The organism is Streptomyces sp. NPDC007905 (assembly GCF_042959345.1).
In the GTDB taxonomy this organism is placed as follows: Bacteria; Actinomycetota; Actinomycetes; order Streptomycetales; family Streptomycetaceae; genus Streptomyces.
On the sequence record NZ_JBIBKS010000040.1, the window covers coordinates 20,097 to 32,874 of the forward strand.

The 12,778-nt window shown below is 69.4% G+C and carries 11 protein-coding genes and 6 pseudogenes; 8 read left to right on the top strand and 9 right to left on the bottom strand.

Features of this window, described 5'->3' with window-relative positions; genetic code table 11:
* Nucleotides 1-38: 38 nt before the first annotated feature.
* Together ACFZDC_RS39380 and ACFZDC_RS39385 are read left to right on the top strand one after the other, a co-directional pair.
* Nucleotides 39-1,511, top strand: coding sequence for a phosphatase PAP2 family protein (locus ACFZDC_RS39380; RefSeq protein WP_391331573.1), 1,473 nt, complete (start codon nucleotides 39-41; stop codon nucleotides 1,509-1,511).
* 188 nt (nucleotides 1,512-1,699) lie between these two features.
* Nucleotides 1,700-2,429, top strand: a pseudogene (locus tag ACFZDC_RS39385) (NAD-dependent deacetylase).
* 6 nt (nucleotides 2,430-2,435) lie between these two features.
* Here the strand turns inward: ACFZDC_RS39385 and ACFZDC_RS39390 are convergent.
* A pseudogene (locus ACFZDC_RS39390) lies at nucleotides 2,436-2,534 on the bottom strand (cysteine methyltransferase); the annotation flags it as partial.
* A gap of 19 nt (nucleotides 2,535-2,553) precedes the next feature.
* Nucleotides 2,554-3,288 (bottom strand): calcium-binding protein, encoded by a 735-nt coding sequence (locus ACFZDC_RS39395; RefSeq protein WP_391331574.1) that lies wholly within the window; start codon nucleotides 3,286-3,288, stop codon nucleotides 2,554-2,556.
* 482 nt (nucleotides 3,289-3,770) lie between these two features.
* Here ACFZDC_RS39395 and ACFZDC_RS39400 point away from each other — a divergent pair, with 482 nt between their 5' ends.
* Together ACFZDC_RS39400 and ACFZDC_RS39405 are read left to right on the top strand one after the other, a co-directional pair.
* On the top strand, nucleotides 3,771-3,845 hold the full coding sequence (locus ACFZDC_RS39400; RefSeq protein ID WP_391331615.1) for a hypothetical protein: 75 nt from the start codon (nucleotides 3,771-3,773) through the stop codon (nucleotides 3,843-3,845).
* A gap of 269 nt (nucleotides 3,846-4,114) precedes the next feature.
* Nucleotides 4,115-4,695 (top strand): annotated as a pseudogene (locus tag ACFZDC_RS39405) (ATP-binding protein); the annotation flags it as partial.
* Nucleotides 4,696-4,806: 111 nt separating this feature from the next.
* Here the strand turns inward: ACFZDC_RS39405 and ACFZDC_RS39410 are convergent.
* The 5 genes and pseudogenes from ACFZDC_RS39410 to ACFZDC_RS39430 form a co-directional block, all read right to left on the bottom strand.
* The gene (locus ACFZDC_RS39410) at nucleotides 4,807-5,658 is read right to left on the bottom strand and encodes an SAM-dependent methyltransferase (protein WP_391331576.1); all 852 of its coding nucleotides are present in this window, start codon (nucleotides 5,656-5,658) and stop codon (nucleotides 4,807-4,809) included.
* A gap of 165 nt (nucleotides 5,659-5,823) precedes the next feature.
* Nucleotides 5,824-7,076, bottom strand: a protein-coding gene (locus ACFZDC_RS39415; RefSeq protein ID WP_391331617.1) for an IS3 family transposase whose coding sequence is annotated in 2 segments (ribosomal slippage) — nucleotides 5,824-6,734 and nucleotides 6,734-7,076 — 1,254 coding nt in all. Because the reading frame shifts where the segments join, the coding sequence is not laid out codon by codon here.
* Nucleotides 7,077-7,253: 177 nt separating this feature from the next.
* Nucleotides 7,254-7,532: pseudogene (locus ACFZDC_RS39420) on the bottom strand (hypothetical protein); the annotation flags it as partial.
* Nucleotides 7,523-8,086, bottom strand: coding sequence for an alcohol dehydrogenase catalytic domain-containing protein (locus ACFZDC_RS39425; protein WP_391331619.1), 564 nt, complete (start codon nucleotides 8,084-8,086; stop codon nucleotides 7,523-7,525). The pseudogene ACFZDC_RS39420 and the gene ACFZDC_RS39425, both read right to left, overlap by 10 nt.
* 64 nt (nucleotides 8,087-8,150) lie before the next feature.
* Complete coding sequence (locus tag ACFZDC_RS39430) at nucleotides 8,151-8,735, bottom strand: TetR family transcriptional regulator C-terminal domain-containing protein (RefSeq protein WP_391331578.1); 585 nt, start codon at nucleotides 8,733-8,735, stop codon at nucleotides 8,151-8,153.
* Nucleotides 8,736-8,969: 234 nt separating this feature from the next.
* On the opposite strand from ACFZDC_RS39430, the gene ACFZDC_RS39435 reads away from it, so the two are divergent.
* Nucleotides 8,970-9,152, top strand: coding sequence for a hypothetical protein (locus tag ACFZDC_RS39435; RefSeq protein ID WP_391331580.1), 183 nt, complete (start codon nucleotides 8,970-8,972; stop codon nucleotides 9,150-9,152).
* 211 nt (nucleotides 9,153-9,363) lie between these two features.
* Here ACFZDC_RS39435 and ACFZDC_RS39440 read toward each other — a convergent pair.
* Nucleotides 9,364-10,136: pseudogene (locus tag ACFZDC_RS39440) on the bottom strand (sigma-70 family RNA polymerase sigma factor); the annotation flags it as partial.
* Nucleotides 10,137-10,357: 221 nt separating this feature from the next.
* Here ACFZDC_RS39440 and ACFZDC_RS39445 point away from each other — a divergent pair.
* Nucleotides 10,358-10,927: a hypothetical protein gene (locus ACFZDC_RS39445; RefSeq protein ID WP_391331581.1), complete on the top strand. Its 570-nt coding sequence runs from the start codon at nucleotides 10,358-10,360 to the stop codon at nucleotides 10,925-10,927.
* A 249-nt stretch (nucleotides 10,928-11,176) separates the two neighbouring features.
* A complete protein-coding gene (locus ACFZDC_RS39450; RefSeq protein ID WP_391331583.1) occupies nucleotides 11,177-11,863 on the top strand; it encodes an ANTAR domain-containing protein in 687 nt (228 codons plus the stop codon).
* 115 nt (nucleotides 11,864-11,978) lie between these two features.
* Here ACFZDC_RS39450 and ACFZDC_RS39455 read toward each other — a convergent pair.
* Nucleotides 11,979-12,097, bottom strand: a pseudogene (locus tag ACFZDC_RS39455) (serine/threonine-protein phosphatase); the annotation flags it as partial.
* Nucleotides 12,098-12,349: 252 nt separating this feature from the next.
* Here ACFZDC_RS39455 and gvpJ point away from each other — a divergent pair.
* Nucleotides 12,350-12,775 (top strand): gas vesicle protein GvpJ, encoded by a 426-nt coding sequence (gene gvpJ / locus ACFZDC_RS39460; RefSeq protein ID WP_391331585.1) that lies wholly within the window; start codon nucleotides 12,350-12,352, stop codon nucleotides 12,773-12,775.
* Nucleotides 12,776-12,778 lie beyond the last annotated feature (3 nt).

Here is a 12,778-nt window from a genome sequence, read left to right on the forward strand (position 1 = left end):
GCTCCCGCTGGTGATCATCGGCGTGGAGAGGAAATGTCGTGCCCCTTGAGTCCGAGCACAGTCAGCGGTCGGCGGCGAAGTCCGAGCCCGCACGCTTGAAGTCCCCTGTCAGCAGGCGCCTGGGACGGCTGGGCACCGCCGTCGTGACCGGTTGCCTGCTCGCCGGGCTGAGCCCGGTGGCCGCCGGTGCCCAGCCGGCTGCTGCCGCGGCGCCGAACCGCAACGACGATCCGACGCGGTACTGGGACAACGTCCTGCTCCAGACCTTCCGTGACGCCCGGGGCATGGACGCCGCGCCCGGAAGGCTCACCAGAGCCGCCGCGATGGTGCACGCGGCGATCTACAACGCGGAGAGCGCGTATCAGTACACGTACGGAACCATGAGGTACCAGCCGTACCTCAACCGGCCGCTGAGGTACGCGGATCAAGCGCCGCAACGGCGTCCGGACGAGGAAGAGCGGCTGATCGACCGCACGGCGTACCGGATGATCTCGCAGCTCTTCCCGGGCGACCAGACCTACATCGACGCCTGCTTCACCGCCCGGACCGGCTCCGCGCCCGGTTCGTTCGACATCCTCGACCGACTCGTGGTCGACCCGGTGGTGAGGCAGATCAACGAAGCCCGCGCCGGCGACGGTTCGGACAACCCGCAGGTCTACAACGGCGACACCACCACTCCCGGCGCCTGGCGACCGACCGGCGGCAGCTGCCGGCAACCGAGCGACGCGGTCACCCCCTACTGGGGCAGGGTCAGGCCGTTCGTGCTCCGGCGGGGCTCGCAGTTCCGGCCTGCCGCCCTGGGCGCCACCTACGCCGATGTGCTGGCCCGCCCGGACTACCCGGCCCAGGTCGAGGAAGTACGACGGCTCGGTGCCGTCGACTCCACCGAGCGCACCCGCGACCAGACGGCCGCCGCCTGGTTCTGGGCCAACGACCTGGACGGCACCTACAAGGCCCCGGGACAGCTGCTCGAACTGACCGGGACCGTCGCCGGAAGGCTCCGGCTCGACACGTACGAGACCACCCGCTTGTACGCGCTGGTGTCGCTCGCGATGGCGGATGCCGCGATCGCGGTGTGGGACACCAAGTACGACACTCCGATCAAGCTGTGGCGGCCGGTGACCGCTATCCACGCCCTGGGTGGCGCGAACGCGACCTGGCAGCCTCTCAGCGCTGACCGCTCGGGAGCACCGTTCACGCCGTGCTTCCCCTCCTGGACGTCCGGGCACGCCGGCCTCGCGGCTTCCTGGGCGGGAGCCATGAGACATTTCTTCGGCCGTGACAGCGTCTCGTTCACCGCGCACACCGACGATCCGCACGCGCTCATGGCGAACCGGTCGTTCACCAGCTTCAGCCAGGCCGCCCGCGAGGATGCGCTGAGCCGGCTCTGGCTGGGCGTGCACTACCGCTGGGACCTCAGCGACGGGCTGGCAGTCGGTAGCCACGTCGCCGACTACCTGGTCACCCACACGATGCTGCCGACGAGTCCCGGCCGTCCGCCGCGACGGTGAACGGCACACACCTCGCCGCCTGAGAGCTTCCCGGGACCGCACCGCGGTACCGGCCGACCCGCACGGGTTGGCACCCGGGCCCTGCGCCCTCCGCCGCCCCCGCCCTCCGCCGCCCGGCGACACCGGCGGAGGGCGCGGGCCTGGATATCCGTTCGTCCCGAGGGGATGGGCGCCCAACTCTCGGGCACATGGACAAGCCCCTCGTCGCCGTGCTCAGCGGCGCCGGTATCTCCACCGACTCCAGGATCCCCGACTACCGCGGGCCGAACGGGCTGTGGCGGCGGGCCCCGGAAGCCGAGAAGCTCGTGACGTACGAGTACTACATGAGCGATCCGGAGATCCGGCGGCGCTCGTGGCAGCTGCGGCGGCAGAACCGGACACTGAGGGCCGGGCCGAACGCCGCGCACCGGGCCGTGGCCGAGCTGGAGCGATCCGGGGTACCCGTGCGGGTGATCACGCAGAACGTGGACGGGCTGCACCAGCTCGCCGGGATGCCCGCCCGCAAGGTGCTCGAACTGCACGGCACCGCGCGGAGCGTGGTGTGCACGGGGTGCCATGCGCACCGGTCGATGGAGGACGCCCTCGCCCGGGTCGAGGCCGGGGAGGACGACCCCCCGTGCCTGGAGTGCGGCGGGATCCTGAAGTCGGCGACCGTCATGTTCGGTGAGCGGCTGGACCCGGAGGTGCTGGGCGAGGCCGTGGCGATCACCAAGGCGTGCACGGTGTTCCCCGCGGTCGGCAGCAGCCTGCAGGTGCAGCCCGCCGCCGACCTCGTCGGCCTGGCCGCCGACCACGGGGGCCCGGCTGATCATCGTCAACGCCGAGCCCACCCCGTACGACGACCGGGCCGACGAGGTCGTACGGGAACCGATCGGCACCGCACTGCCCAAGCTGCTGCGCGGTCTCCAGCAGGGGTAGGCGGCCCTAGAACAGCGCCGGCCCCTGTCCGAACTCCAGCAGCCGGCGCTTGCGCTCCAGTCCGCCGCCGTAGCCCGTCAGGCCGCCGCTCGTGCCGGGGAAGCGGCGGCCCAAACTCTGGGCGCTATCGCACGTCGACGAAGTCACTGTCAGAGGTCTTGGCGCTCGTGGTCGTGGTGCCGGCGAAAGTCCACCGCCAGTAGCCGTCAGCGGAGGCGGTGACCGTGGTCTTCAACCCGCCAGTGCTGCTGGTCTTCACCGTCTTGACGTTCGTGTAGCTGCTGGAGCCCTTCTTGCGGAACTGCAGCGTGACCGACTGGCTGGTGTAGCCGTGGTACTTATAGTCGTCCCAGCTGGCGCGCTGAAGGGTGCCCGTGACGGTAAGCGTCTTGCCCTTCGTCACCGGCTCGGGGGACGCGTTCGTCGTCAGCGTGCTTGCGCGCTTGAGGCGGAAGCTGTCGATGCGCTCGTCCCATCGGTAGTCGCCGTCGATGGCGTCCACCCAGGATCCGACGTACCAGGTGCCGGCCTGGCTGTTGTCCAGGTCGACGCGGGGGTCGAAGGTGAACGAGTGCGTGCATGTGTAGTCGGTTTCGCAGATGGTCTTATCGCTCGCGTACCCGTAGCCGGGGCCGTCCAGGTCGGTGTCCGCAGACATCAGGCCCGAATCGTCGTAGGCGTCGATCTCCACGTTGAAGGTCTTCGCATAGGTGGTGCCGATGACCACACTGGAGCCGTTGTTGACGGTTATGCCGAGGATCTCGGTGTCGCCGGAGCCGCCGTCGGCGTACGCCGACGGAGCTATCGCGCCGACAACTGCGAGCGCGGCGGCGACAGACAGCGCTATGCGCTTACCCATGTGGTGTTTCTCCTCTTCTCAAGGCAACGGCACGCACCAGGAACGTCGGTTGCCTTGTAGGCAACCTTGACGAACGCGGTTCATCCTCGGTTGCCGGCTTCGCGGTCAAGGCAGGCCGCACCGTAGGTCAGGCGGTGAGCAGCGAGTTTCGCAGAAGGACGCCCCTCATGCAGCATTGGCAACGATCTTGTGATGAATCTGTGAACATGCAGGTCGGGTGCGGTGTCGGCCGATGGCGTAATTCCCCGGGCGGCGGCCCCCCGACGACTGCGTGTACGCGTTCGGCGCCCGCAGGAACCAGGGGGAGAACTATGGAGGTTGTTCGCGGCAGCCAGCAACCACTCGAATAGCTGGTAGTGGCTCGTCCCCACCAGGACCGCCCGCGAAGCCCCTGGCTCCGGCGACATGCTCACTGCCCCGAGTCCTCCTCGCCTGTCCGCACGAACCGCTACTCGGTCCCCATCCGGCTGACCGGCAAGCGGGTGAGGGCCATCCTTCATGCCTCTCATCTGGTGGTTTACGACCAGAACGTGGAGGTGGCCCGGCACGAGCGCTGATCGCCGAGGGCGCCGTCCGTCTGGAACTGGACCACTACCGGGAGGTCCGGGTCCGCAAGCCCGGCGCCTTCCCCGGCTCGACCGCTCTCGAACAGGCCCGCTCGGCAGGCAAGTTCACCCCGGTGCACGACGCTTGGTGGGCCCAGGCCGTGAACATCCATGGCGGGCGGGACGGCACCCGCGCCTTGATCGAGGTGCTGCTGCTCGGGTGCCGCATGGCACACGACCATGCCGTCGCCGGCCTGGCCGCAGCTCTACGAGCCGGGGCGATGACCGCGGATGGGGTCGCGCTGGAGGCCCGCAAGGCCGCCCAGGCCCAGGCCGAGCCCGCATCGGATGCCTGGCGCCCCGGCCGGCCGTCGGCGACGGTGACGTCGCTGCACGAGTGGCGCCTGGCGCAGCTTCCGCCGGACACCAGGCCGCTGGCCTCGGTATCTCACTACGACCAGTTGCTCCGACGCCGCCGCACCACCCTTGCCAGCTGCGAATGGACCAAGACGAGCGAGCCCCTCTGCCTCATCGGCGACTCCGACACGGGCAAGTCCCACATGCTGATCGCTCTGGGACCCGAGGCTACGGGCGCGTTGATCTCCTCTGCTTCGACGAACTCGGCTACATGGAACTCGACCGCCACGGCGCCGAACTCCTCTTCCAAGTTCTGACCGAGCGTGAGGAGAAGAACAGCGTCGCGATCGCCTCGAACGAATCGCTCGGCGGGACCAAGTCGTTCACCGACCCCAGGCTCTGCGTGGCGATCGTCGACCGGCTCACGTTGAACGGCACCATCATCGAGACCGGCACCGACCCCTACCGCCTCGCCAACACCCGAGCCCGAGCCGAGGAACCCGCCAAGGTGGGAGGACCGCAGTCGCGGCAGGCCGGTCGGCGCTCGCTGAGCCGTCCGGCACCGCGACGGGACGCAGCACAGCGAGTCTTCCCGGCTGGGGAACCGGGAGGCGCTCTACCGGCGGACCGCCGAGATCAGTCCGCCGGGCCGCTCCTCGCGCTGCGGAGGGGTGCTGATGGGGCGGCCGTAGGCGGCAGCGCGTTCGCGCAGGGTGTGGCAACTGGCCTCCCAGCCGTGCCCGGCCAGCCAGCCCACCGGGTCGTCGGGCATCTCCGAGACCCACATGGACGCCGCCGATCCCGGCACGGCGTCCGCGCCGAAGCGCTCGATCACACCGCGCGAGCCCAACGTCAGCCCCATCCGACTGCCTGCCGCCGACTGCGCGCTGATCCGGGCCAGCAGCAGCTCCACCGCGTCCTCGGGCAGATAGATCAGCAGTCCTTCGGCGATCCACACGGTCGGCACCGCCGGGTCGTGCCCTGCGGCGGCCAGCGCGGCCGGCCAGTCCTCACGCAGATCCACCGCGACGGTGATCCGCTCGCAGCCTGCGACGGCCCGCTCCTGGCGCAGCACCGAAGCCTTGAAGTCCAGTGGCGCGGCGGTGTCGACCTCGAACAGTCTGGTGCCCTCGGGCCAGTCCATCCGGAAGGCCCGGCTGTCCATGCCGGCGCCGAGCAGCACGACCTGCCGGACCCCGGACGCGGAGGCCTGCTGCAACAGGTCGTCGAGAAACTTCGTCCTGATGACGATGGAGAACGACACGGCCAGCCGGCGGCGTCGCGCCGCCTCGTCGTCGGGCAGCGGCGGCGAGGAGGGCCACAGGCCGCCGGCGGTGGCGAAGGCCTGTGCCAGTGGGTCGCGGAACAGCGCGTTCTCCCGCTCGGTCTCCAGCGCCCGCACCCTGGCCACCCCCACCGCCGTGGCCCACACTCCCGACGGCTGCACCCGCTCCTGCTCATCAGTCACCGCGCCAGCCTAGATGATCGATTCCAAGGGGGGCCTGATGAGGGTGAGCCAGCTTCATGCGCGGCCAGCCAGTCATGCGCGCACTGACCGCCTACGACCACTAAAACCACCATTGGGCAACGATCAAGGGCCTTCCCCCGCGAAGGTGGACACGCGTTCGGGCCGTTATGCGGCCAGCGTGAGCCTAGCTGACTCCTGCTGGTGTCGGTGTTCGTAGTCGACGGGGCTGAGGTGTCCGTTGGCGGAGTGCCTGCGGCGGGTGTTGTAGCGGGCCAGCCACCGGAAGACGGTGCGCCGGCAGAGTTCCGCGCCCGGGTAGTGGTGGGCCCCTTGCAGGGTCTCCCGCTTGAGGGAGGCGTGGAAGCTCTCGCAGGCGGCGTTATCGGCGGAGGTGCCGACCGCGCCCATGGACTGGGTGACCCGCAACTCGCCGCACAGAGCGGCGAATTCACGCGATGTGTACTGGGCGCCGTGATCGGAGTGGAAGACGGCCCCGCTCAGACCGCCGCGGGTGGCGGCTGCCATCCGCAGGGCGTCGGCGACGAGGCCGGTGCGCATGTGGGCGGCGATGGACCACCCGACCACCCGGCGGCTGAAGCAGTCCAGGACAGTTGCCAGATAGAGGAAGTCGCCGTCCCCGGTGGGAAGGTAGGTGATGTCGCCCATGTACTTGACCCCGGGTGCGGGGGCGGTGAAGTCCCGCTGGAACAGGTCCGGGACCGGTATTGCCGACGGCTCGGGGATCGTGGTGCGGACCCGTTTGCGCAGGCGTATGCCCTGGATGGAGAACTTGCGCATCACGCGGGCCACCCGTTTCTCGTTGATCTGGCGGCCGTCGGCGCGGAGCTCGGCGGTGATCCGCGGGGATCCGTAGGCGCCGTCGGAGTCGGCGTGGACGGCGCGGATCTGTTCGGCCAGGGCCCGGTCGGCGGCCCTCCGCGCGGTCCGCGCGTCGGCCCCGTCCCGCCACTTGTAGTAGCTGGACCGGTTCACGCCCAGTACCTGGCACAACCGCTTCACGCCGAAGGCGTCCCGGTGGTCGTGGACGAACTGGAAGCGGTTCACCAGTTCGTCTCGCCGGCGAAATACTTGGCCGCCTTGCGCAGGATGTCCCGCTCGGTGGCCAACTTCCGCTCGCTCGCCTCAAGCTCGGCCACCCGGGCCTCCAGCTGCCGGATCCGCTCGTCCGGGTCAGCGGACGGTACCGGCTGTCCTGCCCGGGCCGGCGCTGCCCTACCTGCCCGAGCGTTCGCAGAGGCGACGCCGCGACGTTCCCGGTCTCGCAGCACCCACTCACGCAGCGTCGCCCTGTTGATGCCCAGGTCAGCGGCGATGCTCTTGTAGGTCGCCCTGGGCGTGGACTCGTACAGGGCCACGGCATCGGCCTTGAACTCGTCCGAGTAGTCCTTCATCGCCATCGGCGGTGTTCTCGCTTCCTCCGGATCAAGCAGATCCAGTATCAGCGTGTCCACCACTCAGGGGGAGGCCCCCAACAGTCACCCTGTGTACGCGACCACACGAAGTGGACCAGAGCGAATTGATGTGGTTCCGAGGCGCCTTTGGGAGTCACCGGCGGACGATTTCCTTGATCGATGTCAGTGAGAAGTGACGTCTCTTGAACGTCTGAAGCTGAGCTGTTCGCCGGTGGGGAGATCGGTGATCGGGTTGAAGTCGCGTACCGGCTCGAAGCCCCCGAGGAAGCCGAGTTGGCAGACCCGGCTCCGGGGGCGGACCGTGGCCAGGGAGTCGCGCAGGACGTTGTTGCCGACGAGATCGAACGCCGCGTCGACAACGTGGTTGCCTGTGTTGACCTGGGCGGCCAGGTGACCGTCGTCGATGAGGACGTCCTCGGCGCAGAGTTCCTTCAGGAGCGGCGCGTGCGCCGGGTTGCGGGTGGTCGCGAGTACTCTCCCGCCGTGGTCGGCGGCGAGTTGACGGCGGCCTGACCGAGGGAGGACGTCGCTCCGCGCACCAGGACCCGCTCACCGGGGCGCAGATCGAGGTTGCCGAACAGGCCGTTCCACGCTGTCGCGTAGCCCTCCGGCACCGCCGCGAGCTCGGCCCAGCCCAGTGACGAGTTCACCGCGGCCACGTTGGTGGCCGGTACGGTGACCAGCTCGGCACAACTTCCGTTTCGGGTGCGGCCCCTGCCGCCGAGGATCGCCACGACTCTGGTTCCGGGGGCGAGTTGGCCCGAGGGATCGGCCTCGACCAATCCGGCGCACTCGATCCCCGGGACGGCCGCGACATCACCCCAGGTGCCTGCGCGCATGTATGCCTCGGCGTGGTTGAGGCCGAATGCCTTGACCGGATCAGCACCTCTCCCTGTGCGAGCACGGGGTCGGGGAGTTCGGTCATGTGCAGCATCTCGGGAGGACCGTAGGCGGAGATGACGATGGCCTTCATGAGGCAGACTCCATTCTTGAATGGTGGTTCAACTACTGGGGCTGAAAAAAGAGCCACCGCATGCGGTGGCCCCCGGGGTGGAGCCGTCAGGCAAGGACGGCGAAGGCGTTGTCGACGATGGTACGCAGGAGCGTCTGGTCGGGATTGACCTTTCCTACGACCATCAGCCCCTGGCACGTCGCGACCAGCAGCTTGGCGTTACCGACCGGGTCCACCGAGGCGCGCACCTCGCCGGCGTCGCGAGCGTTACGGAGGGCCGTGGCCATGCACTGCTCCAGGCGGACCAGATGGCCGCGCACGACGGCGGCGGCCTCATCATCCTCGGCCGCGTTCTCGATCGCGGTATTCACCAGCAGGCACCCCTGTCGGCCCTCCGGACTGAGCAGGTCGCTCACCAGTCCGTCGAAGTAGCCGCGCAGCGCGGCCAGTGAGGCGCCGGACGCCGCCAGCTCGCCCAGCTTCTGGGGAACGACCAACGCGGAATACCGCTCCAGCGATTTCAGGAACAGGGTGCGCTTGCCGCCGGGGAACGCGCCGTAGAGACTGCCGGGCTTCACCCCGGTCGCCTTCACGAGATCCTCGATGGACGTGGCCCGATAGCCCCGCCACCAGAACCGCAGCATGGCCTGGTCCACCACGGCGTCGGGCTCGAACTCTCGGGGTCGGGGCATGGCCCCAAAAAATATATGAGTGACCATTCAAGAACAAGCCCAACTCCACGCCTCCTTGCGCCGACCGCGGTTCCGGCCGATCACACTGCCGGAGTTTCTGGCCGTGCAGCCCCGTACCTCGCGCCCCGCTGCCCACATCGGCGGCGGTGAGGTCGGTCGAACCCGGTCCAGGTGCCGGGAATGCATGACCGCCGCCCCGCCCTCTCTCTTGTTGATCGCCTTGGACGCGGCACCATGCCCATGGACACGGCGGGACCGGCGCGCGACCGGCCGGCCGCGCGGCGCAGGATGGTCGCGGGCCTGTCGGCGGGCACAGCGGTAGCGGTCGCGGTGGGTGGGCTGCTGATTTCCGCGCCCGGCGTGGTGGTCGACCACGATCTCGCCGGGGCGAGCATCGCCGCGCAGGAGACCGGCTGACTGCGGTGAACGAAGTCCGCACCACGCTCCTGCAGGCCGTGGGCGCAGTGGTCGTGCTGCTCGGTGCGTACGCCACCTGGCGGCACTGCCCGTCGTCAACGGTTCGCTCGCCGAAGTGGCCGAAGGCGAGGTAGCAGCTTCTTTCCGGTGGGGCCGATGTGGATGGCCGTGATCATCTGGGGCGAGCAGCTGGGTACACCCACCCCGCTATTTGCGTCATGTCTACGAAAAAGCGCATGTACAAAATGACCCGTACTCGTGCCGGAAGACGGCGCAGTCCTTCTGTGACGGCTTCGCGGTCGATGATGACGTCGTAGGAGCTGTCCGTTGCGGCGAGGGTATCGGCGAGGCTGGGGCCGCCGTCAACCGTGGACAGCTCCATGTCCAGGGAAAAGGTGCTATAGCAATCGAGTGCCTCCAGGCCCGCGATGACGTCTTTTGCGGTCAGGTTGGTGCGGGCGGCGATGTCGGCGTGGGTGGGTTCGGCGGCTGCCAGGGGTCTGCATCAGTTCGATGCGGGCGAGGCGCACCCGGTTGCGTAGTTCCTGTACGCGGCGGGGCACGTGCATGGCCCACGTATGGTCCCGGAAATTCCGTTTGACCTCGCCGGCGATGGTGCGCACGGCATAGCTTTCGAAGGCCCCTCGGGTGGGATCGAACCCGTCGACGGCCCGGATCAGGCCGAGCGCGGCCACCTTACGCAGGTCCTCGACGGACTCGCCGCGAGCAGGAAGTGGTCGGCGATCCGGTGGGCCATGGGCAGCCACGCGGTCACCAGCTCATCACGTACGGCGTCCCACTCGCCTCCTTCGGCGAGTGCCGCCATACGGAGGAAGGGGCGGCGGTGTCAGGCGAGTCGTCATGGCCGCGTCGCGCGCACCGGAGAGGTGCCGGCAAGCCCGCCGAAGCGGCTTGTCGAGGTGTCGGCCGGCATGCGCGTCGCTCCAGTACGACGGCCGACCCGGAGTGCCGGGCATGGCTCATTGCTGGAAGGTAGGAGCCGCCGCACGGGCGCCGTCCGGTCTGCCTCGGAGGGGGCCGCCAGCCGGGTTGTTCCCGCTGGCGCACGCCTCCGGACCGAAGCGCGACCCCGAATCCCCCCTGGCTCCCCTCAGCGAACATGTCTTGGGGCAACCCCGCATATGGGCCGTGACAATGGGAAACCGGAGTGAGCCCCCTTTGGAACCGCGAGGCGGGAGTCCACGATGAGCCAGGTCAGGACGAGTTGGTCGGATCTTCCGCAGTGGGTGCGTGGGATCACCTCTGCACTGCACCGCTTGCCCGGAGCCGAGCAGGTGAGCAGGGCCGCCGACGACGCGCTGGACCGGATCGGCGCGGTCTCTCCGGCAGGCCGCCGGATGGCGGTCTATGCCGGGGCCGGGGTGCTGGGGGTGGCCGGGGCGGTGGAATGGCCGGTCGCTCTCACCGGTGCGGCCGTCGCGTGGCTGACCCAGCCGCGACCGGAACAGCGAGCGCAGCCCGATCAGCAGGCGCAGCCCCCCGCAGGAGCAGACGCGGCCGGCGAGACGATGCCGGAGCGCGAGGCCCACACAGTGGGCGGGCCCGGCCCTACGCACGCGGAACCCAGCGGCGCAACGTCGTACCGCTCGGGTGCCGGTGACAGGTTCCCACCCTCCCACTTCCACCACCGGGAGGGCCCCGTACATGAGCAGCCCGCCAAAGTCGGTGATGCCATCACGACCCGGGGGCTCAAGCAGGTTGCAGAGGCCTCCGCGCACCACCACGGCGCAGCGCCGCCGGAAAAGCACCCCTGACACGGCCAGGGCCGGCGCCGGGACCCGGGCTCCCTGACACGGCCGGGCCCCGCGCCGGGACCCGGGCTCTGGTCGCCTCCGGCGGCGCCTCGCCCGGAGATCCAGCCGATCCTGCGAAGCCGTTTCCTCGGCCCCCGCCGTTGCCGGGACCCCCAGTCCGCCCGCCCGGCATGGGGCCCCGTACCGCGAGATGCGTGTATGAGGGAGGGTAGGCAGAAGCGAAGCATGGTGAACGGGATGGAGCACTTGATGGACTGGCGTGCGTTCGCGCAGCAGATGGCGTCCATGGCCCGGAAGCTGCTCGCGCAGTCCTCGGTCGAGGACACGCTGAAGAGCATCACGTCGGCGGCGACCGACCTGGTGGAGGGCTGCGACGCCGCCGGCATCCTGATCCTGCACGGACGCCAGGTGCAGACGGTGGCCGCGACCGACCAGCTGGTCACCGACAGCGACCAACTTCAAGAACGTCTGGGCGAAGGCCCCTGCTTCGACGCCGCCCGCAGGCGGGAAGGCGAGCGGGTCTTCCGCATCGCCGACTTCACCCATGAGGAGCCGCGCTGGCCCGCCTACGCACCCCAGGCTCGCGACCTGGGGGTGGGCAGCATGATGGGCTTCCTGCTCTACACCGACGACGAAGAACTCGGCGCGCTGAACGTCTACTCACGCAAGCCGGGCTCGTTTACCGACGCCAGCGAAATAGCCGGCTGGCTGCTGGCCTCCCACGCCGCAGTCGCCTTCTCCAGCGCCCGCACCCACGCACAGATGGAACAGGCCGTCGCCACCCGCCATGCGATCGGTGAGGCCATGGGCATCCTCATGGGTAGCCATCACCTGACCGAGGACCAGGCCTTCGACGTGCTGCGCCGCTTCTCCCAGGAGAACAACATCAAACTGCGCGAGGTCGCCCGCCGGGTGTGCGAACAGGGCGGTCTGTAGCCGCTGTGCCCACCCGGGGGTCCCCCGGCACGCTGCCGAGCCGAGGAGCCGACACACAGTCGGCCATGTCGACGGTAGCGCCGCTGAGCATGGGCGATCGGTGATCTCGTCGGCCGGGAACCAGGCCGCCCGCAAGGGTGAAGTGAGCTGCCTCGCAGCACGACGCCGACGGCAGCAGCTGGTGCTGGATTCCGCGGCCAGACTCATCGTCGTGGTGCGCCGGACCCAGTGGAAGCCTCGGCCAGCAGCTCGGCCGCATCACCCGCAGGGGTCACGCGGCGGAGTGTCGCGCTGCGCAACCGCCCAGGTCGCCCAGAACAGGGGCGGCCCGCCTCGCCGGTGTCGCACCGGCGTTTCGTCTTGGGTGGTGGGGGCTACTCGCACAAAAAGCCTGCGCCGCAACCAGGGACGAAAAGAGGTCGGCGCGCTGTCGGCAGTCTGCGCCGACGGGGCCACTCAGAGACAAACGACAAGGGGATGGTCGCGATGACCGTGACCACACAGCAGGGCGGCGGGGGCGGTTCCAGCGGCCTGTACGACGTCCTGGAACTCGTCCTCGACCGCGGACTGGTGATCGACGCGTTCGTGCGGGTCTCCCTGGTCGGTATCGAGATACTCAAGATCGACATCCGGGTCGTGGTGGCCAGCGTCGACACCTACCTCCGCTTCGCCGAGGCCTGCAACCGCCTCGACCTGGAAGCAGGGCCCCACAAGCCGGCCGGGCTCACGGAACTCACCGGAAAGCTCACCAAGTCCGGCGAACAGCTGTCCGAGTCCGAGTCCGGCACCCAGGTCAAGACCAAGGGAGCACTCTCCGGGGCCGCGGAGACCATCTCCGACGCCTTCAACGAGGCACGCGGCGAGGGCCGGGAGCGTCAGGGCGACCGGGCCCCGCGCAGGAGAGGGCAATGACAG

Coding starts and splice junctions, on each gene's coding strand:
- ACFZDC_RS39395 (WP_391331574.1), bottom strand. CDS start 3,288: ATGGGTAAGCGCATAGCGCTGTCTGTCGCCGCCGCGCTCGCAGTTGTC.
- ACFZDC_RS39450 (WP_391331583.1), top strand. CDS start 11,177: ATGGACTGGCGTGCGTTCGCGCAGCAGATGGCGTCCATGGCCCGGAAG.
- ACFZDC_RS39430 (WP_391331578.1), bottom strand. CDS start 8,735: ATGCCCCGACCCCGAGAGTTCGAGCCCGACGCCGTGGTGGACCAGGCC.
- ACFZDC_RS39445 (WP_391331581.1), top strand. CDS start 10,358: ATGAGCCAGGTCAGGACGAGTTGGTCGGATCTTCCGCAGTGGGTGCGT.
- ACFZDC_RS39435 (WP_391331580.1), top strand. CDS start 8,970: ATGCCCATGGACACGGCGGGACCGGCGCGCGACCGGCCGGCCGCGCGG.
- gvpJ (WP_391331585.1), top strand. CDS start 12,350: ATGACCGTGACCACACAGCAGGGCGGCGGGGGCGGTTCCAGCGGCCTG.